General features: G+C 64.0%; 18 protein-coding genes. 4 read left to right on the plus strand and 14 right to left on the minus strand.

The window, feature by feature from the left end; translation table 11 throughout:
- Positions 1-134: 134 nt before the first annotated feature.
- Positions 135-1616: a catalase KatA gene (katA, locus tag ABID44_RS10330; RefSeq protein ID WP_354151626.1), complete on the minus strand. Its 1482-nt coding sequence runs from the start codon at positions 1614-1616 to the stop codon at positions 135-137.
- Between the two features lie 203 nt (positions 1617-1819).
- On the opposite strand from katA, the gene ABID44_RS10335 reads away from it, so the two are divergent.
- Positions 1820-2731, plus strand: a complete 912-nt coding sequence (locus ABID44_RS10335) for a hydrogen peroxide-inducible genes activator (protein WP_354151627.1) — start codon at positions 1820-1822, stop codon at positions 2729-2731.
- A gap of 64 nt (positions 2732-2795) precedes the next feature.
- Here the strand turns inward: ABID44_RS10335 and ABID44_RS10340 are convergent, their stop codons facing one another.
- The 3 genes from ABID44_RS10340 to ABID44_RS10350 form a co-directional block, all read right to left on the minus strand.
- A complete protein-coding gene (locus ABID44_RS10340; protein ID WP_354151628.1) occupies positions 2796-3242 on the minus strand; it encodes a pyridoxamine 5'-phosphate oxidase family protein in 447 nt (148 codons plus the stop codon).
- Between the two features lie 42 nt (positions 3243-3284).
- A complete protein-coding gene (locus ABID44_RS10345; RefSeq protein ID WP_354151629.1) occupies positions 3285-3734 on the minus strand; it encodes a universal stress protein in 450 nt (149 codons plus the stop codon).
- Between the two features lie 83 nt (positions 3735-3817).
- Positions 3818-4267: a DUF6314 family protein gene (locus tag ABID44_RS10350; protein WP_354151630.1), complete on the minus strand. Its 450-nt coding sequence runs from the start codon at positions 4265-4267 to the stop codon at positions 3818-3820.
- Between the two features lie 151 nt (positions 4268-4418).
- Here ABID44_RS10350 and ABID44_RS10355 point away from each other — a divergent pair, with 151 nt between their 5' ends.
- Together ABID44_RS10355 and ABID44_RS10360 are read left to right on the plus strand one after the other, a co-directional pair.
- A complete protein-coding gene (locus ABID44_RS10355; protein ID WP_378226863.1) occupies positions 4419-5486 on the plus strand; it encodes a YeiH family protein in 1068 nt (355 codons plus the stop codon).
- A 10-nt stretch (positions 5487-5496) separates the two neighbouring features.
- Positions 5497-6372, plus strand: a complete 876-nt coding sequence (locus ABID44_RS10360) for a LysR family transcriptional regulator (RefSeq protein WP_354151632.1) — start codon at positions 5497-5499, stop codon at positions 6370-6372.
- A gap of 18 nt (positions 6373-6390) precedes the next feature.
- On the opposite strand, the gene pmtA is transcribed toward ABID44_RS10360, so the two are convergent.
- The 3 genes from pmtA to dnaK form a co-directional block, all read right to left on the minus strand.
- Positions 6391-6996: a phospholipid N-methyltransferase PmtA gene (pmtA, locus tag ABID44_RS10365; protein WP_354151633.1), complete on the minus strand. Its 606-nt coding sequence runs from the start codon at positions 6994-6996 to the stop codon at positions 6391-6393.
- Positions 6997-7108: 112 nt separating this feature from the next.
- A complete protein-coding gene (gene dnaJ / locus ABID44_RS10370; protein ID WP_354151634.1) occupies positions 7109-8239 on the minus strand; it encodes a molecular chaperone DnaJ in 1131 nt (376 codons plus the stop codon).
- A gap of 281 nt (positions 8240-8520) precedes the next feature.
- Entirely contained in the window at positions 8521-10437 is a 1917-nt protein-coding gene (dnaK, locus tag ABID44_RS10375) for a molecular chaperone DnaK (protein WP_354151635.1), read from the minus strand.
- A 348-nt stretch (positions 10438-10785) separates the two neighbouring features.
- Here dnaK and ABID44_RS10380 point away from each other — a divergent pair, with 348 nt between their 5' ends.
- Positions 10786-12438, plus strand: coding sequence for a lysine--tRNA ligase (locus tag ABID44_RS10380; RefSeq protein WP_354151636.1), 1653 nt, complete (start codon positions 10786-10788; stop codon positions 12436-12438).
- Here ABID44_RS10380 and ABID44_RS10385 read toward each other — a convergent pair.
- From ABID44_RS10385 to ABID44_RS10415, 7 genes are all read right to left on the minus strand, one after another.
- On the minus strand, positions 12401-13273 hold the full coding sequence (locus ABID44_RS10385) for a thermonuclease family protein (RefSeq protein ID WP_354151637.1): 873 nt from the start codon (positions 13271-13273) through the stop codon (positions 12401-12403). The genes ABID44_RS10380 and ABID44_RS10385 overlap by 38 nt on opposite strands.
- Positions 13274-13275: 2 nt before the next feature.
- Positions 13276-13923 (minus strand): S24 family peptidase, encoded by a 648-nt coding sequence (locus tag ABID44_RS10390; RefSeq protein WP_354151638.1) that lies wholly within the window; start codon positions 13921-13923, stop codon positions 13276-13278.
- An 87-nt stretch (positions 13924-14010) separates the two neighbouring features.
- Complete coding sequence (locus ABID44_RS10395) at positions 14011-14556, minus strand: thioesterase family protein (RefSeq protein WP_354151639.1); 546 nt, start codon at positions 14554-14556, stop codon at positions 14011-14013.
- A gap of 100 nt (positions 14557-14656) precedes the next feature.
- Positions 14657-16876, minus strand: a complete 2220-nt coding sequence (locus ABID44_RS10400; protein ID WP_354151640.1) for a 3-hydroxyacyl-CoA dehydrogenase NAD-binding domain-containing protein — start codon at positions 16874-16876, stop codon at positions 14657-14659.
- A gap of 16 nt (positions 16877-16892) precedes the next feature.
- Positions 16893-18101: an acetyl-CoA C-acetyltransferase gene (locus tag ABID44_RS10405; protein WP_354151641.1), complete on the minus strand. Its 1209-nt coding sequence runs from the start codon at positions 18099-18101 to the stop codon at positions 16893-16895.
- Positions 18094-18579 (minus strand): OsmC family protein, encoded by a 486-nt coding sequence (locus ABID44_RS10410; RefSeq protein ID WP_354151642.1) that lies wholly within the window; start codon positions 18577-18579, stop codon positions 18094-18096. The genes ABID44_RS10405 and ABID44_RS10410 overlap by 8 nt, the downstream gene beginning before the upstream one ends.
- Before the next feature lie 8 nt (positions 18580-18587).
- Positions 18588-19757 (minus strand): acyl-CoA dehydrogenase family protein, encoded by a 1170-nt coding sequence (locus ABID44_RS10415; protein ID WP_354151643.1) that lies wholly within the window; start codon positions 19755-19757, stop codon positions 18588-18590.
- Positions 19758-19776 lie beyond the last annotated feature (19 nt).

Consider the following 19776-nt stretch of genomic DNA (forward strand, 5'->3'; position numbering starts at 1 on the left):
TTCAGGTTCAGGTCGGGTCTAAGCCTCCGGTTGCGGCTAGACAACCCCGGCAGTTCAAAAGAACATGGCCGCAAAGGAAAAGAGCCGCAGGGAAGGGCTCCCCGCGGCTCTTGAATGGGCTTGGGTTGCGGCCTTTACTCCGCGGCGCTCAGCGTGTCGGCCTCGTAGCCATGAGCGTCCTTCAGCGCCTTGCGCACCCCGGCCGCATAGTCCGGGTGCACCTTGTGGAAATGGGCGAGCTGGCGCTCCACGATATGGCCGGGAACTCCGCCCATGGCGGCCGCGATGTTCCTGAACAGACGGCCTTTCTGACCTTCGTCGAACAGGTTGAACAGCGCGGTGACCTGCACATAGTCGTCATTGCCGACGCGGTGATCGTAGCGCGACATGTCGCCCTCGATCTTCAGCGGCGGCTCGCTGGCCGATTTGTCCTCGAACGGGCCGCCGAAGGAGTTCGGCTCATAATAGGCGTCGGGATTGCCGGTGCGCAGACCGCCATACGTGTTCATCTGGCCGTCGCGATGGTAGTGATGCACCGGGCATTTCGGCTGGTTGACCGGAATGTTCTCGTAATGCGTGCCCAGCCGGTAGCGGTGGGCGTCCGCATAGGAGAAGATGCGGGCCTGCAGCATCTTGTCCGGCGAATAGGAAATGCCGGGCACGATGTTGGAGGGCGAGAAGGCCGCCTGCTCGATCTCCGCGAAATAGTTGTCCGGGTTGCGGTTCAGCTCCATCACGCCGACGTCGATCGGTGGGAACTCGCCGTGAGGCCAGACCTTGGTGATGTCGAACGGATTGTATGAGGTCTTTTCGGCCTGCTCTTCCGTCATGATCTGCACCTGCAGCTTCCAGCGCGGATACTCGCCCTTCTCGATCTTGCCGAACAGCGCTTCCTGATAGCCCTCGCGGGTGCGGCCGATGATCTGCTCGGCTTCGTCGTTGGTGTGGTGCCTGTGGCCCTGCTGGGTCTTGAAGTGGAACTTCACCCAGAAGCGCTCGCCGGCCGCGTTGATGAGCGAGTAGGTGTGCGAGCCGTAGCCATTCATGAAAGTGGGGTCCACGGGCAGGCCACGGTCCGACATCAGGATCGTCACCTGATGCAGGCTTTCCGGCGACAGCGACCAGAAGTCCCACATGGCGGTGGCGGAACGCAGGTTGGTGCGCGGGTGGCGCTTCTGCGTGTGGATGAAATCCGGGAACTTGTAAGCGTCGCGTACGAAGAACACCGGCGTGTTGTTGCCGACCAGATCCCAGTTGCCTTCGGACGTGTAGAACTTCAGCGCGAAACCGCGCACGTCGCGCTCATGATCGGCCGCGCCCATCTCGCCGGCCACGGTGGAGAAGCGCGCCAGCATTGGCGTCACCGCGCCCGGCTGAAGGGCGCTGGCCTTGGTGTATCTGGAGATGTCGCCGGTGATGGTGAGCGTGCCGAAGGCGCCCCAGCCCTTGGCGTGCACGGCGCGCTCGGGGATGCGTTCGCGATTCTGGTGGGCCAGCTTCTCGATAAGCTGGTAGTCCTGGAGCATGACGCCGCCACGCTCGCCGGCGGTCATCGAATTCTGGTTGTCCGGCACCGGTGCGCCGGCGGTGGTGGTCAGCGTGGGTCGATCAGACATGGAGCCTCCTGTTTCGATCTGGCCTGCAAGAAGGATTGGCGGAGACGCCGGCTGTCGCCGGAATTCCTCCGCTGAAGCTGCGGCGCATCTTTGGGAAGACAGGGCCTGCAAGCATTTTAGAATTCTTCTAGAAACAGTTATCCCATGTGATGACGATAGTTTCCAATTGTATTTCCAACTTTTGACGATAAGATTTCCTTATCATGCTAACTCTTCGCCAGATGCGTTATTTCGAGGCGCTCGCCACGGCCCTCCATTTCGGCCGCGCGGCCGAACTGGTCCATGTCAGCCAGCCCGCCCTGTCCGCGCAGATCAGGGAGATGGAGGCTCATCTGGGCGTCACGCTGGTCGAGCGGAATCGCGGCAACATCCTCCTCACCCGCAAGGGCGAGGAGGTGCTGGAGCACGTGCGGGAGGTGCTGGCCGGCGTGGAGCGGCTGGAACATGCGGCGCGACGCGGCGACGGCCTTCTGGAAGGCCCGGTGCGCTTCGGCATCATCCCCACGGTCGCGCCCTATCTGGTGCCGGGGCTTGTGCCATACCTGCGCGCCACCTATCCCGCCATTGAGGTGGAACTGAAGGAGGCCGTCACCGACAGGCTGATCGCCGATCTCTCCGAAGGCAGGCTGGACGTGGTGATCGCCGCCCTGCCGATCGATCAGGAAGGCATCGCCACGCGGCCGGTGTTCCGCGACCGCTTTTTCATGGCTACTGCGACCAACGACCAGCATGTGCTGATGTCGCCGCTGAGCGAAACGCAGGTGGACGCCGGGCGGCTGCTGTTGCTGGAGGAGGGGCATTGCCTGCGCGATCAGGCGCTGGCCGTTTGCGGCATGGCTGGCAAGCGCAGCCTCGTCAATTTCGGCGCCACCTCCATGGCGACGCTGTTGCAGATGGTGTCGCACGGCATGGGCATGACGCTGATCCCGGAGATCGCCGTGCCGGCCGAGACATCCCGCAACGACATCCGTATCGTGCCGTTCGCCGAGCCGCAGCCTTCACGCCAGATCGGCCTCGCCTGGCGGCGCAACGGCGCGGGTGAGGACGAGATCGAGGCGCTCGCGCAGGCGGTCGCGGCGACCGCGCCGCTGGGCCGGGAACGGCAGGCGTCCTGACGAAAAAGGCTTGCCTTGCCATATAGTCGTCCCGAAACCGGTCTCGCCTTCGGGGCGACGGGCTCTACTCCTGCCCGGCCACGCAGCGCCGGCCGGTCATGGTCTCGATCATGATGCGATAGAAAACATGTTGTGTCGGGCTCTCGTCCGCCGGCTTGAGCCCGCCGGGCTCCCACCAGTTGGCGTGCTGGCTGAGCAGCGACCAGGCACGGTCGCGCGCATGTTTCCAGCCGATCCGGTCGGGCAACTCCTCGAAGCGCCCGTTCACGACGACGCTGCGCCATGTGCCGTGCTCGCCAAGCACGTCGGTTTGCAGGCTGACGAGCGGATTGGTTCGCATCCACTCGATTTTCTGTCCGGTCAGCGAGAAACTGTAGAGATAGTTTCCTTCGATCGCGAAGGTGACCGGAACGACGTAAGGCTGTCCATCCCGGCAGCAGGCGAGATGCCCGAGGCGCTGAGACGCAAGCAGTTCGAGGCATTCGGACCGCGTCATTTCGGTGATGATCATGCCGTCTTCTCCATCGTCCCCGTCATAGTCCGCCCTTGCGCGTCAGCGCACAACCAGAACCGGCGCCTTCGCCTTCGCCACCACTTCCGCCGTCTGGCTGCCGAGCATGACCCGGTTCATGCCTGTGCGCCCATGCGAAGACATGACGATGAGGCTGCAACCATATTCGCTGGCGGCCTCGCAGATTGCGCCCGCCACCAGGCGCCACGGAATATGGACGATTTCGATCGGGATGCCGAGCGCTTCCGCCTTGCGGCGAATGGGTTCGAGGATGCGCTGGGCGATGCGCGCCTGCGCTTCGTCGAACGCCCTGATCTCCGTCTCGCTCGGCGACCACAGATCTGAGGCGAAGGCGAACTGGCCGCCAAGCGGCTCTGTCACCGTTATCGCGGTGACCCTGCTGCCATGTTTCTTCGCCAGTTCCAGACCATGATCGACGCCGGCCTGCGCTGCTTCCGAACCGTCGCTGGAAACGAGAATATGGTCGTACATCGCCATCCGCCCCCGGGACATTTCCCTATTGCCGGCAGCGAACCACCGCAGCCGGCCGCCTGCAAGCCGCATCTTGTCGCGGGTCAGGCAGCGCCTGGAATCCGCTCGTACCGGGTGAGGCTGGCGTAGCGCTTGCGTGGTCCCGACACCCGCCAGAATTCGATCCAGCAGTCGCGGCTGCGGAAGAGAAACCGGCCGTTATAGAGATCGTCGCCGCAATGATGGAGCACCCGCTGGTCGGGCGCAAGGCCGAGCCGCACGAAGTCCGAGCCGCCGGCGAACCGCACGTCGACGCCTGCGTCGTCCATCGCCAGCAGGTAAAGGCGTTTCGCCTCCATCGCTTCGCGGCTGCTGCGCATCTCGCCGGTTTCCGTGATCGACTTGGCCTCGATCAGAGCCTGTCCGACAAAGCCGATTTTCTCCTGGCCGCGATGGTCCACCAGTCGCCGCCGCACGTGCCATAGCCCGATGAAATCGGCTGGCCGCATGGAGCCATGCATGACCGTTGTTGCGCTGTGATCGTCTGTCGTCATTGTTTGCGGAAGCATGATCCCCACACAATGAATGTCCGTGGACCTCCCCGCAAGAGCCGAATATGGCGCGCAAGCGCGGATGGAGGCCGCAATCGTTCGGAGAAATCGAACGTTACGACATAAATAATGCGTTGGATTGCACAGATCGGAAATGGCATTCCCGATCCGACCTGAATTGGAGAATGCCGTGTCTGCGAGTGAAAGCTTTTTGTCCGCGCCTGTCGCCACCAAGGCGGGCGTCAGTCGCGCCGGTGGCGTCTGGCCCGGACTGGTGCTTGTCGGCGTCATCACCGGCGCAGGCTATTCGCTGCGTGAAATGCCGGGCCTCGTGATCTTCAGCCCGATGATTCTGGCGGTGATCATCGGCATGTTGTTCGCCAACACGGTCGGTGTCGCCGCCAGCGCCAAGGACGGCATCCGCTTCAGCCAGAAGACGCTGCTGCGACTGGCGATCGTCCTGCTGGGTTTCCAGTTGACCGTCGATCAGACCGCATCGATCGGCATCAGCGGCTTCGGCCTCGTCGCCCTGACGCTCGCCGCGACTTTCCTTTTCACCATTGGCGTCGCGCGCCTGCTCGGCGTCGAGCGGCGGCTTGCTCAGCTGATCGCCGCGGGTACCTCGATCTGCGGCGCATCGGCGATCGTGGCGGCCAACACCGTCACCAATGCGCGCGACGAGGACGTGGCCTATGCGGTGGCGTCGATCACCCTGTTCGGCACCGTGGCCATGCTGGCTTATCCGCTGCTTGGCGCGTTTGCCGGCCTCGACCAGAACGCCTTTGGCCTGTGGGCCGGCGCTTCGATCCATGAGGTGGCGCAGGTCATCGGCGCGGCCTTCCAGTACGGCCCGCAGGCGGGGGAGGCAGGCACCGTGGCCAAGCTCACCCGCGTCGCGCTTCTGGCGCCGATGGTGTTCGCCATGGGCTTCGCCGCCCGCCGCGGCGGTGGCGAGGCGGGCGCTCGTGCGCCGATGCCCTGGTTCGTGCTGGGCTTCATCGCGGTGGTGCTGTGGAACAGCTTTGTCGGCATCCCCGACGCGCTGCGCCCGCATGTCGCCTTCATCACCACCCTGATGCTGACCATGGGCCTTGCCGCCATGGGCCTGAACGCCAATGTGTCGGAGATCAGGTCGCGGGGCCTGCGGCCGCTTCTGCTTGCGCTTTCCGCTTTTGTGTTTATCGCTGTCTTCAGTCTGGTGTTGGTGAAGTTTCTGGTCTGAGAACAGGGCGATGACGCTTGAGCAGTTGCGCATCTTCGTTGCCGTCGCCGAGCGCGAGCACGTCACGCGGGCCGCCGCCGATCTCAACCTCACCCAGTCTGCGACGAGCGCGGCGGTGTCCGCGCTCGAAGCGCGTTATGCGACAAGGCTTTTCGACCGGGTCGGGCGACGCATTGCGCTCACCGATGCCGGTCGCACCTTTCTTGCCGAGGCGAAAGCTGTGCTGGCGCGGGCCGCCAGCGCCGAACTGGTGCTGGCCGATCTGGCGGGACTGAAGGTCGGTTCGCTCAGGCTCGCCGCCAGCCAGACTGTCGGCAACTACTGGCTGCCGGGCGTCATCCACAAATTCCGTTCCGCCTATCCCGGTCTTGCGGTGGAACTCACCATGGGCAACACCGAGACGGTGGCGGCGATGGTGCGCAAGGGGGAGGCCAATCTGGGCTTCGTCGAAGGCGAAGTCGATGTCCATGCTCTGAACGTCATGCCCGTGGCCGACGACGACATGGCGCTGATCGTGGCGCCTTCGCATCCGTGGGCCGCCGCAAAAGATGGCGATTCCCTGGATCTGAGGGCCTCGCCATGGGTCATGCGCGAGCATGGTTCCGGCACGCGCTCCATACTGGAGGCGATGCTGACGGCGCGCGGCCACAGCCTGTCCGATGTCGGGATCAGCCTGGTGCTGCCGACGAACGAGGCTGTGCGGGTCGCCGTCGAGGCAGGTGCAGGGGCCACGGTCGTGTCGAGGCTGGTGGTCGCCAACGCCCTCAAGGCGGGCCGTCTTGCGGCCGTGGACTATCCGGTTCCGCGCCGCAAGTTCTTCATGCTCCGCCACAGCGAGCATCACGAGACGGCGGCCGAACGTGAGTTCGTCCGGCTGGTCACCTGAGGCTGAAACGCTGAAAAGTCAGTGCGTGCGGCGGCGGTAGATCCACAGCCTCGCCGGCGGGATATTGCGCAGGATGAAGTCGAAATGCTCGACCGTGTAGTCGCCGCGGCCCGGCGGGATCGGTGACATCGGGCCATAGGTGATCTGCACCACGGGGCGGCCTTCCGGCATGCGCGACAAAAGGCCGTCGAGATATTCGACGCGGCGGGGAACCGGGAAATTGAGCAGCGGAACGCCCGAGATGACCGAATCGAAGGTGAGGTCCGCCGCCTTGTCGAGCGTTATGTCGAGGTTGAAGGCGTCGCCTTCGATGACGTTCACGCCCGGAAAATTGCTGCGCAGATGGCGGGCGAAATCGGACGAATACTCGACCGCATAGAGATTTTCCGGCTTCACGCCGTGGCGCAGGATCGCCTTCGTGATGACGCCGGTGCCGGGGCCGAGTTCGAGGACCGGCAGTCCGGAGCTGAGATCGATGACCGAAGCCATGCGCCGCGCGGTGACCGAGCTGGTCGGCACGATGGCGCCCACGGCCTTCGGCTTGTCTATCCAGCCCTTGAAGAATTTGAGTTCGTCGTCGAATTTGGCCGCCAGCGTCCTGCGCAGTCCGGTTCCCTTAGCCATGCAAATCTCCTGCGCTCCCCTCGGAGGTACTTAGCATCTGACTGGCCCGGTTCAAGAAAAATCCGGGCCAATGTGCTGATAGCGCCAGGAAAAGGCGGCGACGGGAAAGCCTCTATTTTTCGGCGAAGGAATCGAAGAAGTCTTTCATGCGGCTGAAGAAACCGCTCGATTGCGGCGAGTTTTCCTTCGACGAGATCTGCTCGAACTCTTCCAGCAGCTCGCGCTGACGTTTTGTCAGGCTCTGGGGCGTTTCGACGGCCGTCTGGATATAGAGATCGCCCACCTGCGGCTGGCGCAAAACCGGCATGCCCTTGCCCTTGAGGCGGAACTGGCGACCGTTCTGGGTGCCCTCCGGCACCTTCACGCGGGTCTGGCTGCCGTCAAGCGTCGTCACCTCGAAGGAGCCGCCAAGAGCCGCCGTCGTCATGGAGATCGGAGCCTTGCAATAAAGGTCGGCCCCGTCGCGCTGGAAGAACTCGTGCGGCTTCACCGACAGGAAGATGTAGAGGTCGCCGGACGGACCGCCGCGCAACCCGGCCTCGCCCTCGCCGGCCAGCCGGATGCGGGTTCCGTCCTCAATGCCCGCGGGGATGTTGACCGACAGCGAGCGCTCTTCGGTGGTACGGCCCTGGCCTGCGCACTTGCCGCAAGGATCCTTGATGGTCTGGCCGCGACCCTGACACTGCGGACAGGTGCGTTCGATGGAGAAGAAGCCCTGAGAAGCGCGCACCTTGCCGTGACCGCCGCACATGGTGCAGGTGACCGGCTGGGTGCCCGGCTTTGCGCCCGTGCCGGAGCATTCGTCACAGGACACCGAGGCAGGCACATGGATTTGCGCGGTCCTGCCGGTAAAGGCTTCCTCCAACGAAATCTCCATGTTGTAGCGCAGGTCCGCGCCGCGTTCGCGCCCGCCGGAAGAGCGACGGCGGCCGCTGCCCATCATCTCGCCGAAGATGTCGTCGAAAATGTCGGCGAAACCGCCCGCCGCAAAGCCGTGGGCGGCGCCGTTCATGCCGCCATTCTCGAAGGCGGCATGGCCGAAGCGGTCGTAGGCCGCCCGCTTCTGCGGGTCCTTGAGGCATTCATAGGCCTCGTTGATTTCCTTGAACTTGTGCTCGCAGGCGTCGTCGCCCGGATTGCGATCCGGATGGAACTGCATGGCGAGCTTGCGGAACGCGCTCTTGAGTTCCTTTTCGTCCGCACCGCGGCTCACGCCGAGCGTTTCGTAGAAATCAACCTTCATTTAAAGCCTGTCCTGGTTCTTCTGCCCGATGGCTCCAAATCGGCCGAAATGGCCATTCCCGTCGGTCGATGCGCCTGAACGGGCGCTATTCCCCGGCATGTTCTGCGCATCGCCCTGCGCCCGTTGCGCATGGTTCCTGCGTTCTGCCCTTCTTGTGCGGCCTTCGATTTAAGCACTGCACGGACCGGATGCCAGAGCTGGCAAGGGTCAGGCCGCATTTTTCAGGCCGAAGGTTGCAGAAAAGCCCGGCTGGACCGGGCTTTCCCTTGCTGCAACAGGGATCAGGCCGACTTTTTCTTGTCGTCGTCCTCGTCGATCTCCTCGAAGTCGGCGTCGACCACATCGCCGTCCTTGGCTGCGTCCGCCTTGGCGTCGGCTTCGGCTGCTTCCTGCTGCGAGGCCTCATACATGGCCTGGCCGAGCTTCATGGAAACCTCGGCGAGCGTCTGGGTCTTGGCCTCGATGTCGGCAGGGTCGTCGCCCTCGGCGGCTGTCTTCAACGCCGCGATGGCGTCGGAGATGGCCGTGCGGTCGGCTTCCGAAACCTTGTCGCCATAATCCTTCAGCGACTTCTCGCTGGAATGGACCAGCGATTCGGCCTGGTTGCGGGCCTCGACCAGCGCCTTGCGCTGCTTGTCGGCCTCGGCATTGGCCTCGGCGTCCTTCACCATCTTCTCGATGTCGGCGTCGGAGAGACCGCCCGAAGCCTGGATGCGGATCTGGTGCTCCTTGCCGGTGCCCTTGTCCTTGGCCGAGACGTTGACGATGCCGTTGGCGTCGATGTCGAAGGTGACCTCGATCTGTGGCACGCCGCGCGGTGCGGGCGGAATGCCGACCAGATCGAACTGGCCGAGCATCTTGTTGTCCGCGGCCATCTCGCGCTCGCCCTGGAAGACCCGGATCGTCACCGCGTTCTGGTTGTCTTCCGCCGTCGAGAAGGTCTGGCTCTTCTTGGTCGGGATGGTGGTGTTGCGCTCGATGAGGCGCGTGAACACGCCGCCCAGCGTCTCGATGCCCAGCGACAGCGGGGTCACGTCGAGCAGCAGCACGTCCTTGACGTCGCCCTGCAGCACGCCGGCCTGAATGGCCGCACCCATGGCGACCACCTCGTCGGGGTTGACGCCCTTGTGCGGTTCCTTGCCGAAGAACTGCTTCACCACTTCCTGAATCTTGGGCATGCGGGTCATGCCGCCGACCAGAACCACCTCGTCGATCTCGCCGGCCTTGAGCCCGGCATCCTTGAGCGCGGCCTTGCACGGCTCGATCGTGCGCTGGACGAAATCGTCCACCAGCGATTCGAACTTGGCGCGGGTCAGCTTCAGCGTCAGGTGCTTGGGGCCGGTCGCGTCGGCGGTGATGAAGGGCAGGTTGATCTCGGTCTGCGTGGTGGACGACAGCTCGATCTTGGCCTTCTCGGCAGCTTCCTTCAGGCGCTGAAGAGCCAGCTTGTCGTTGCGCAGGTCGATGCCCTGCTCTTTCTTGAATTCGTCGGCCAGGTACTCGACCAGGCGCATGTCGAAGTCCTCGCCGCCGAGGAAGGTGTCGCCGTTGGTCGACTTCACCTCGAACACGCCGTCGCCGATTTCCAGAACGGAAATGTCGAAGGTGCCGCCGCCAAGGTCATAGACGGCGATGGTCTTGCCGTCGCGCTTGTCGAGGCCATAGGCGAGGGCGGCGGCGGTCGGCTCGTTGATGATGCGCAGAACCTCCAGGCCGGCGATGCGGCCGGCGTCCTTGGTGGCCTGACGCTGGGCGTCGTTGAAGTAGGCCGGCACGGTGATGACCGCCTTCTCGACCTTCTCGCCGAGATAGGCTTCCGCCGTTTCCTTCATCTTCTGCAGGATCATGGCCGAGATCTGCGAAGGCGACTGCTTCTTGTCGCTGGCTTCGACCCAGGCGTCGCCATTGTCGCCCTTGACGATCTTGTAGGGGACGAGCCCCTTGTCCTTTTCGGTGACCGGATCGTCATAGCGGCGGCCGATCAGGCGCTTGACCGCGAAGACGGTGTTCTCGGGATTGGTGACCGCCTGACGCTTGGCCGGCTGGCCGACGAGGCGCTCGCCGTCTGCCGTAAAGGCGACGATCGAGGGCGTGGTGCGCGCGCCTTCCGCGTTTTCGATCACCCTTGCGTCCTTGCCGTCCATCACGGCGACGCAGGAATTGGTGGTTCCAAGGTCGATGCCGATTACTTTAGCCATTGATTCAGTCTCTCCATCAAGCAGGCTTTCAAGGACCCTGTCAGGCGTTCCGGCGAAAGCCCCTGTTCACAAGAATTTCCGAACGCGCCAGCTTGCGATCAAAGGCCCGTCCGGATCTGCGGCGTATATAAGAACAGGCTTCGCAGGGTGCAAGCGTTCCCGCACGTTCGCGGGCGTGTCTTTGGCGCTGCGTGGGGAAACTGCGCAAAATGCGCGGCGAATCGTCCATTCGGGCCTCATATGCCGTCAAAAAGCGGCGTTCGGCTCGAAAAATTTGACCTCGGGGCTGAGCGCGCATAGAGCATCCCGGCCGGCACCGAGGCCGGCTTCACCAACGGGACCAACAACATGGCCGGAAACGACATCCTCGACTTCAACCCGGAACTTCTCGCCGCTGCGGCGCAGAACAAGGCCTGGCCGTTCGAGGAAGCCAAAAAAATCGTCGCCCGCTATGCGAAAACCGGATTCCCGGAAACGATCCTGTTCGAGACCGGATACGGCCCCTCGGGCCTGCCGCACATCGGCACGTTTGGCGAGGTGGCCCGCACCACCATGGTGCGCCACGCCTTCCGCATCCTCACCGGGGACAAGGTGAAGACGCGGCTTCTGGTGTTCTCCGACGACATGGACGGCATGCGCAAGATTCCGGACAACGTGCCGGACCGCGCCTTCCTCGAGCCCTATCTGCACAAGCCGCTGACCTCGGTGCCCAATCCGTTTGGCGGCGACTATGAGAGCTTTGGCCATCACAACAATGCGATGCTGCGCCGTTTCCTCGACACCTTCGGTTTCGACTACGAATTCGCCAGCGCGACCGACTATTACAGGGAAGGCCGCTTCGATGCGGTTCTCCTGCGCGCCGCCGAGCGCTTCGACGACATCATGGCGGTGATGCTGCCGACGCTTGGCGAGGAGCGCCAGGCCACCTACAGCCCCTTCCTGCCGATCTCGCCGAAAACCGGGCGCGTCCTCTACGTGCCGATGAAGCATGTCGACGCCAGGGCCGGGACCGTGACCTTCGACGACGAGGACGGCGCGGAGACCACGCTGCCGGTCACCGGCGGGGCGGTGAAGCTGCAATGGAAGCCGGATTTCGGCATGCGCTGGGCGGCGCTGAACGTCGATTTCGAAATGTTCGGCAAGGATCATCAGACCAATGCCGTGATCTACGACCGCATCTGCGAAATCCTCGGCGGGCGCGCACCGGAACATTTCGTCTACGAATTGTTCCTCGACGAAACCGGCCAGAAAATCTCCAAGTCCAAGGGCAACGGGCTGACCATTGACGAATGGCTGACTTATGCCCCGACCGAGAGCCTGGCGCTCTACATGTTCCAGAAGCCGCGCGTGGCCAAGAAGCTCTATTTCGACGTGATTCCGCGCGCCGTGGACGAGTATTACCAGTTCCTCTCGGCCTATCCGAAGCAGGACTGGAAGAACCGTCTCGGCAATCCGGTCTGGCACATCCACAGCGGCAATCCGCCGGCGATCGACCTGCCGGTGCCGTTTGCGCTGCTGCTCAATCTGGTCAGCGTTTCCAATGCGCAAAACAAGGACGTGCTGTGGGGCTTCATCTCGCGCTATGCGCCGGGCGCGACGCCGCAGACGCATCCCGAGCTGGACAGGCTGACCGGCTATGCGATCCGCTATTTCGACGATTTCGTGAAGCCGTCGAAGGTCTATCGCGCGCCGGACGAGGTGGAGCGCGATGCGCTGGCGAAGCTGTCGCAGGCGCTGGGCGATCTGCCGGAAGGAGCCGGCGGCGAGGCGATTCAGAATGCGGCGCTCAATGTGGCGCGCGCCATCGAGCGTTATCAGGACCATGCGAAAAAGAGCCCGGAGGGCGGCCCCGGCGTGTCCGTCGCCTTCTTCCAGATGATCTATCAGGTGCTGATCGGTCAGGAGCGCGGGCCGCGTTTCGGCTCTTTCGCCGCCCTTTATGGCGTCGCTGAGACGCGCGAGCTTATCGGGAAGGCTCTGGAAGGCCGTCTGGCGGCGTAAGCGGCGCGGATTCGGAAGGGTCGGTCAGCTCGATGATGCTGTCCGGCGCCGCCGGGCTTTGCACGCCGCCCGAAGGCGGTGGCGGCGGCAGGCCGGAAAGATCCGGCGCGTGGCCATATACGCCTTTTCTGCCTTTCTCTGCTTTTTCGCCGGCCTGCGCATAGGGACTGTCGGCCGGCGCGCGCGCCCAGCCATTCGCCACCAGCCACTCGCCGATATCCTGCTTGCCCAGCCGGCAGCGGGCGGTGAAATCGCCGCTGTCCGCCTCGCCTGGTATGTCGCAGATCACCGCGCGGCCCCGCAGGAAGGCCCGGAAGGCGGTCATCGCACGGGCGCCGCACGGCCATTGCCTGCCCTGATCGGCGCAGCTTTCCTCCGGTCCCACGAGTTCGACGCCGGCGATGGTCACGGTTCGCCCCTGCGCCCTGATGCGCCCCGCGCCGGTGGCGAGCGGGCGAAACAGCGTCGTGCCTTTCCATTCGACATCGGGCCTGGGCGGAGGTGGGACGGCGAGCGAAAGATCGCTCAACGGTTCGCGCGCCGGCAGGCGCTCCAGCTCGGTGGGGTCCAGTTGCGGCGGGGCGATCACCTCCGGTTCGATCGGCCGCGAGGAGGGGAGGGAAGGCTGCCGCTCCGGCGGCGTTTCGGCCGCATCGGGTGCGATCTCCGGCTCCGGTTCGGGCACGTCTTCTATGTCCATATCGAAGACGATGCCGCTTTCGGACTGCGGCTTCATGCTGTCATTTCGTGGATTGAGCGCCTTGCCGCCCGCAACGACCAGCGCGCCCATCGCCAGCAGGCAGAACACGGCGAACCCCGCATGCAGCGGCCTCATCCCTACTGACTCGCCCATACGATGCGCGCCATCCACTCCAGCTCCTGGACCGGGAATTCGCGATCCGGGTGCTCTGGATTGAGCGAGACGAGCGAGATCGTTCTGGCTGTCCGGCGGCTGAGCACCTTGGCCATGACCTCGCCGGAGGTGGTCCTGACAACCACGCGGTCGCCCTTGCGCAGGCTGGCTCCCGGCTCGACGATCAGCACGTCGCCGTCGCGATAGAGCGGCAGCATGGAATCGCCCTGCACCTTGAGCGCATAGGCGGGACCGCCGGCGGGCGCTGGCAGTTCGATCAGATCCCAGCCATGGCCAACCGGAAAGCCGGAATCGTCGAAGAAGCCGCCTGCGCCGGCCTGCGCGAAACCCACCAGCGGCACTGTGGACCTCTGCATCGGCAGGGCGTCGGAAATGGCTTTCCTGCCGTCGATCAGCGATATGAATTCGTCCAGCGACGAGCCGGTCGCCTCGATGATCTTGGCCAGTGATTCGGTCGAAGGCCAGCGTGGCCGCCCGTCGGAGGACAGGCGCTTGGACTTGTTGAAGGCGGTCGAATCGAGACCGGCGCGCCGGGCAAGGCCCGACACCGAAAGGGAATGGCGCTCGGCAAGCGCGTCTATGGCGGCCCATACGCGTTCATGCGAGAGCATGCGCCCTGAAACTCCTGAACAGGAAAAAATACCTGTCGATTTTTATCCTCAGGTCCCCGGCTTGTCCACCCGCGAGGGTGCGTCCCGTCAGCTTCGCCCCCGCGCGGCGGAGCGCATTGCGACATGCGACGCCAGGAAGGCCTTCTCGTCCTCATCGAGAGGGCGGGGCCGGGCGTCGCCGCCAAGGGCGCAAACCACCTCGTCCATTTGGAGGAAACGCCGTCCCGGCCTGTCGTAGACGCCGGCGGTGGTCATGACTGTCGCCGCAGTCTCGCCGCTTTCCAGCACGAAACGGTGACGCCCCAGCGCCTGCGTGCCCTGCCATGTCTCGATGGCGGAATAGACATGGAACCGCTGCCAGAGGCGGATCTCGCGCACAAAAACGGTTTGCAGGCCGCCGAGCATTGGCGCCCATTTGCGCTGGCGTATCATTTTGCCGAGACCGGAGCGCATGAACAGGTCGATACGGCCGACATCGGCCAGCATCATGTAGCGTGCGTTGTTGAGATGCAGGTTGAGGTCGATGTCCGTCGGCAGGCAGCGGAAGACAAGCCGGCTTTCCGTGCCGACCTGATAGTCGCCACGGCTTTTCGCTGTGGCCATCGTCCGCGCCAGACGCGCCCAGACATACATTGCGTTTCACCTTCCCGTATGTTTCCGCGCTCGCATGATATCGGGCGAAGCGCCTCTCGCTCCGCCCGGAACCGGCTTCAATGGAAGTCGTCCAGCGACGTCAGGCCGCCTTCTTCGCTTCGGAATCCTGATAAGGGTTGAAGCGCCGGTAGAAAGTTTCGCCCTTGTCGGCCATGTCGAGAAGCAGCTTCGGCGGCTTGAACTCGGCCCCGTATTTCTTTTGCAGCTTTTTGGCATTTTTGACGAAATTCGCCACGCCGACGCCGTCGATATAGGAAAGCACGCCGCCCGTGTAGGGCGCGAAACCGAAGGCGAGGATCGAGCCGACATCCGCCTCGCGCGGGTCGGTGACGATCTTTTCCTCCATCACCCGCGCCGCTTCGAGCGCAATGACGACGAGGAAGCGCTGTTTCAGCTCTTCATAGTCGATGTCGTCGGGATTCCGCTGCGGGTAGAGGTCCTTCAGCCCCGGCCACAGATGCTTCTTCGCCGGTTTTTCCGGATAATCGTAGAAGCCCTTGCCGTTCTTGCGGCCGAGCCGGCCATGCTTGTCGACCATGGTGTCGATCAGCGCCATCTGCCGGGGGTCGACTGCTTTCTCGCCCAGATCGCGCATGGTCTGCTTCATGATCTTCTGGGCGAGGTCGATGGCCGTCTCGTCGTTCAGCGACAGCGGCCCGACCGGCATGCCGGCGGCCTTGGCGGCGTTCTCGATCATCGCGACGGGAACGCCCTCGATCAGCATCTTGTAGGCCTCGGCGATATAGCGCAGCACGCAGCGGTTGACGAAGAAGCCGCGCGTGTCGTTGACCACGATCGGCGTCTTCTTGATCGCCCGCACATAGTCGATGGCCACGGCCAGCGCCTTGTCGCCTGTCTTCTTGCCGAGAATGATCTCGACCAGCATCATCCTGTCCACGGGCGAGAAGAAGTGGATGCCGACGAAGTTCTTCGGGCGCGCCGAGTTCTTCGCAAGCGCGGTTATGGGAATGGTCGAGGTGTTGGAGGCGAAGATGGCCGCCGACTTCAGCACCGCTTCCGCCTGTTCGGTCGCGGCCTTCTTGACGCCCGAATCCTCGAACACGGCTTCGACCACAAGATCGCAACCGTTGAGGTCGGCATAGTCGGCGCTCGGCGTGATCAGCGCGAGAAGCTTCTCCTTGTCGGCCTGTGTCGCGCGGCCCTTTTTGATCGCGCCGTCCAGCAGGCTCTCCGAATGAGCCTTGCCCTTTTCGGCGGCAGCCTGATCGCGGTCGAGCAGCACCACGGGGATGCCGGCCTTGGCCGTGACATAGGCGATACCCGCGCCCATGAAGCCCGCGCCGATGACGCCGATCTTCTTGAACTTCGTTTCCGGCACGCCTTCAGGACGACGCGCACCCTTGTTCAACTCCTGAAGCGAGATGAACAGCGAGCGGATCATGGCCGCCGCTTCCGGGCTTTGCATGATCTGCGTGAAATAGCGCTGTTCGATGCGAAGCGCTGTATCGAACGGGACCAGCAGGCCCTCATAGACGCATTTGAGGATCGCGGCGGCGGCCGGATAGTTGCCATAGGTCTCGCGGCGCAGGATGGCGATGGCTGGCGGCCACAGATTGGCTCCCGCCGCAGAATAGATCGGCCCGCCGGGCAGCTTGAAGCCCTTCTGGTCCCATGGCTGAACGGCGGAAAGGCCGTTCTTTATAAGACCCTTGGCGGTCTCGACCAGCTTGGCCGGTTCGGCGACCTCGGTGATCAGGCCCATCGACTTTGCCTTCTTCGGGGTCAGCGTCTGGCCGCTGGTCAGCATCTGCAAGGCCTGCTGCTGGTCGGTCAGGCGCGGCACGCGCTGGGTGCCGCCCGCGCCGGGAAAGATGCCGATCTTCACTTCGGGCAGGGCCATTTTCACCTTGTCGCTGTCGGCTGCGACGCGGGCATGGCACGCAAGCGAAAGCTCGAAAGCGCCGCCCATGCAGGTGCCGTTGATGGCCGACACCCACGGCTTTCCGCAGGTTTCCAGCTTGCGGAACAGGCCGGTCATATAGCCGGCGGTCTCGAACAGCTTCTGCGTGGCCTTCTGCGGATCGGTGGCCTTTTCCTCGGCGAAGACCGAGAGCATCTTTTGCAGCATGGTGATGTCCGCGCCGCCCGAGAATGTGTCCTTGCCGGAGGTTATGACCGCACCCTTGATCGCGGCGTCGCCGGTCACGCGGTCCACGATGCTGTCCAGCTCGCGCATCGCCTCTTCGGTGAAGACGTTCATCGAGCGCTCGGGCATGTCCCAAGTGACGAGCGCAATGCCGTCCGCGTCGGTTTCGACGGTGAAATTCTTGTAGGTCATTTGTCCTGCCCTCCGATCAGACGCGTTCGATGATGGTGGCGGTGCCCATGCCTGCACCGATGCACAGCGTCACCAGCGCGGTGTTGAGGTCGCGCCGCTCCAGTTCGTCCAGCACCGTGCCGAGGATCATCGCGCCGGTGGCCCCCAACGGATGGCCCATGGCGATGGCCCCGCCGGCGACGTTGATCTTGTCGTGCGGAATGTCGAAGGCCTGGCAATAGCGCAGCACCACGCTGGCGAAGGCCTCGTTGAGCTCGAACAGATCGATGTCCGAGATTTTCATCTTCGCGCGCTTGAGCAGCTTTTCGGTCACGTCGACCGGGCCGGTCAGCATCAGCACCGGCTCGGAGCCGATATTGGCGAAGGCGCGGATGCGGGCGCGGGGCTTCAGGCCCATCGCCTTGCCGGCCTTTTTCGAGCCTAGCAGCACGGCTGCCGCGCCGTCCACGATGCCGGAGGAATTGCCGGCATGGTGGACGTGGTTGACCGCCTCGATCTCCGGGTGCTTCTGCACGGCCACGGCGTCGAAGCCGCCCATTTCGCCCGGCATGACGAAGGACGGGTTGAGGGAAGCCAGCGCCTGCATGTCGGTGTCGGGGCGCATATGCTCGTCGCGGTCGAGGATGGTCAGGCCGTTCTGGTCCGTGACCGGAATGACCGAGTTTTTGAACCAGCCCTTTTCCCACGAATGGGCGGCGCGCTTCTGGCTTTCCACCGCATAGGCGTCCACGTCGTCGCGGGAGAAGCCGTATTTGGTGGCGATGAGGTCGGCCGAAATGCCCTGCGGCACGAACCAGCCGGGGAAGCCGACCGACGGGTCCATGAACCATGCGCCGCCGGCCGCGCCCATGCCGATGCGGCTCATCGATTCGACCCCGCCGGCGATGACGAGGTCGTCCGCGCCCTGGGCGATCTTGGCCGCACCGAGATTGATGGCGTCGAGGCCGGAGGCGCAAAAGCGCGAAATCTGCATGCCGGGGGCTCGTGTGTCATAGCCGGCCTCGAAGGCGGCGGCGCGCGGGATCACCGCGCCGGCTTCTCCGACCGGATCGACGCAGCCGAAGATGATGTCGTCGACAAGGCCGGTGTCCAGCTCGTTGCGGTCGCGGATCGCTTCCAGCGTCCTTGCGGCGAGGCGAACCGCGGGCACCTCGTGCAGCGAACCGTCCTTCTTGCCGCGCCCGCGCGGTGTGCGCACCGCGTCATAGACATAGGCTTCAGCCATGATGTGCTTCCTTCCCTGAATGTTCGAAAACCGGCTCGACGTGAACGTCGGTCCTGACGGAATTGGCGATGAAGCAGACCTCATGCGCCTTGTGATGCAGGTCGTCGAGCGTGGCGCGGTCGGCGTCGCAGTCGATGCGGGGCCGCAGCGTGACCGTCGTCAGCGCGACACGCCCGTCCTCGCGCTTTTCCAGAACGCCTTCCGCCGCATCGTGATAGGCGAGCACGGTGACGCCGGCGCGACGCGCCAGGTCGAGGAAGGACATCATGTGGCAGGAGGAAAGCGCCGCCACCATCAGCTCTTCCGGATCGACCGCCGTGGGATCGGCATAGGGGCGGGGCACGACGCTGGGCGAAGCCGACGCCCGCACTGCAAGGCCGTTGTCGAAGCGGATTTCATGCACCCGCGAATAGCGTCCGGCCCGGAAGTTTTCCTCCGGATTGGCCGTCCACTCGATTTCCGCGACATAGGTCGACATGGGATTCCTCACAGGCTTCGTGCGATCAGCAGTTTCATGATCTCGTTGGCGCCGCCATAGATGCGCTGCACCCGGGCGTCGCGCCACATGCGCGCGATCGGATATTCGTTCATGTAGCCATAGCCGCCATGCAGTTGCAGGCATTCGTCCATGACCCTGCCCTGAAGCTCGGAAAGCCAGTATTTGGCCATGGAGGCCGTGGCCGGATCGAGCCCGCCTGCCAGATGGCGCGTCACGCAGTCATTGTAGAAGACGCGGCCGATGGTGATTTCGGTCTTCAGTTCGGCCAGTTTGAACTGGGTGTTCTGGAAGGAAAGGATCGGCTGGCCGAACGCCTTGCGCTCCCTGACATAGTCGATGGTCAGCGCCAGCGCCCGCTCGGCCATGGCGATCGCCGTGGTGCCGATCATCAGCCGCTCCTGCGGCAGTTGCTGCATGAGCTGAATGAATCCCTGGCCCTCTTCCCCGCCCAGCAGATTGGAGGTCGGAACGCGCAGGTCGTTGAAGAACAGCTCCGAGGTGTCGTTGGCCTTGAGCCCGATCTTGTCGAGGTTGCGGCCGCGCTCGAAGCCTTCCGCGCCATCGGTCTCGACAACGATCAGCGAGGTGCCCTTCGCGCCCTTTTCCGGGTCGGTCTTGACGACGACTATGATCAGATTGGCGAGCTGGCCGTTGGTGATGAAGGTTTTTGAGCCGTTGACGCGGTAGTGGTCGCCATCCTTGTCGGCGCGGCTGCGCACGCCTTGCAGGTCGGAGCCCGCGCCGGGCTCGGTCATGGCGATGGCGCCGATCAGTTCGCCGCTCGCCAGCTTAGGCAGCCATTTCTTCTTCTGCTCCTGCGAGCCGTAGTGGAGGATGTAGGGGGCGACGATGGCGTTGTGCAGGCCGATGCCGAAGCCGTCGACGCCGACATGGCCGATCGCTTCGATGATGGCGCTCTCATGGGCGAAATTGCCGCCCGCGCCGCCATACTCTTCCGGCATGGAAGGACACAGTAGGCCCGCCGCGCCCGCCTTTTCCCAGGCGGAACGATCGACGATCTCGTTCTTTTCGTAGGCGTCGTAGTTTGGCGCGATCTCTTCCGACATGAAGCGGTGCGCCATGTCGTAGAGCATGGCGACGTCTTCCCCGGCCCAGCCGGGCTTCGGCACGGACAGAATTTCGGCGGGACTGGTCATGCTTTTCCTCCAGCGTCCC

It is taken from the genome of Aquamicrobium ahrensii, assembly GCF_040545755.1.
Classification (GTDB): domain Bacteria; phylum Pseudomonadota; class Alphaproteobacteria; order Rhizobiales; family Rhizobiaceae; genus Mesorhizobium; species Mesorhizobium ahrensii.

What these genes read in the sequence shown, in the direction of transcription:
- ABID44_RS10410 (WP_354151642.1), bottom strand. Translation starts at nt 18,579, where the DNA reads ATGTCGACCTATGTCGCGGAAATCGAGTGGACGGCCAATCCGGAGGAA.
- ABID44_RS10385 (WP_354151637.1), bottom strand. Translation starts at nt 13,273, where the DNA reads ATGAGGCCGCTGCATGCGGGGTTCGCCGTGTTCTGCCTGCTGGCGATG.
- ABID44_RS10415 (WP_354151643.1), bottom strand. Translation starts at nt 19,757, where the DNA reads ATGACCAGTCCCGCCGAAATTCTGTCCGTGCCGAAGCCCGGCTGGGCC.
- ABID44_RS10345 (WP_354151629.1), bottom strand. Translation starts at nt 3,734, where the DNA reads ATGTACGACCATATTCTCGTTTCCAGCGACGGTTCGGAAGCAGCGCAG.
- ABID44_RS10380 (WP_354151636.1), top strand. Translation starts at nt 10,786, where the DNA reads ATGGCCGGAAACGACATCCTCGACTTCAACCCGGAACTTCTCGCCGCT.
- pmtA (WP_354151633.1), bottom strand. Translation starts at nt 6,996, where the DNA reads ATGGCTAAGGGAACCGGACTGCGCAGGACGCTGGCGGCCAAATTCGAC.
- ABID44_RS10350 (WP_354151630.1), bottom strand. Translation starts at nt 4,267, where the DNA reads ATGACGACAGACGATCACAGCGCAACAACGGTCATGCATGGCTCCATG.
- ABID44_RS10405 (WP_354151641.1), bottom strand. Translation starts at nt 18,101, where the DNA reads ATGGCTGAAGCCTATGTCTATGACGCGGTGCGCACACCGCGCGGGCGC.
- ABID44_RS10395 (WP_354151639.1), bottom strand. Translation starts at nt 14,556, where the DNA reads ATGTATGTCTGGGCGCGTCTGGCGCGGACGATGGCCACAGCGAAAAGC.
- ABID44_RS10390 (WP_354151638.1), bottom strand. Translation starts at nt 13,923, where the DNA reads ATGCTCTCGCATGAACGCGTATGGGCCGCCATAGACGCGCTTGCCGAG.
- katA (WP_354151626.1), bottom strand. Translation starts at nt 1,616, where the DNA reads ATGTCTGATCGACCCACGCTGACCACCACCGCCGGCGCACCGGTGCCG.
- ABID44_RS10355 (WP_378226863.1), top strand. Translation starts at nt 4,419, where the DNA reads ATGGCATTCCCGATCCGACCTGAATTGGAGAATGCCGTGTCTGCGAGT.
- ABID44_RS10340 (WP_354151628.1), bottom strand. Translation starts at nt 3,242, where the DNA reads ATGATCATCACCGAAATGACGCGGTCCGAATGCCTCGAACTGCTTGCG.
- ABID44_RS10360 (WP_354151632.1), top strand. Translation starts at nt 5,497, where the DNA reads ATGACGCTTGAGCAGTTGCGCATCTTCGTTGCCGTCGCCGAGCGCGAG.
- dnaK (WP_354151635.1), bottom strand. Translation starts at nt 10,437, where the DNA reads ATGGCTAAAGTAATCGGCATCGACCTTGGAACCACCAATTCCTGCGTC.
- ABID44_RS10335 (WP_354151627.1), top strand. Translation starts at nt 1,820, where the DNA reads ATGCTAACTCTTCGCCAGATGCGTTATTTCGAGGCGCTCGCCACGGCC.
- dnaJ (WP_354151634.1), bottom strand. Translation starts at nt 8,239, where the DNA reads ATGAAGGTTGATTTCTACGAAACGCTCGGCGTGAGCCGCGGTGCGGAC.
- ABID44_RS10400 (WP_354151640.1), bottom strand. Translation starts at nt 16,876, where the DNA reads ATGACCTACAAGAATTTCACCGTCGAAACCGACGCGGACGGCATTGCG.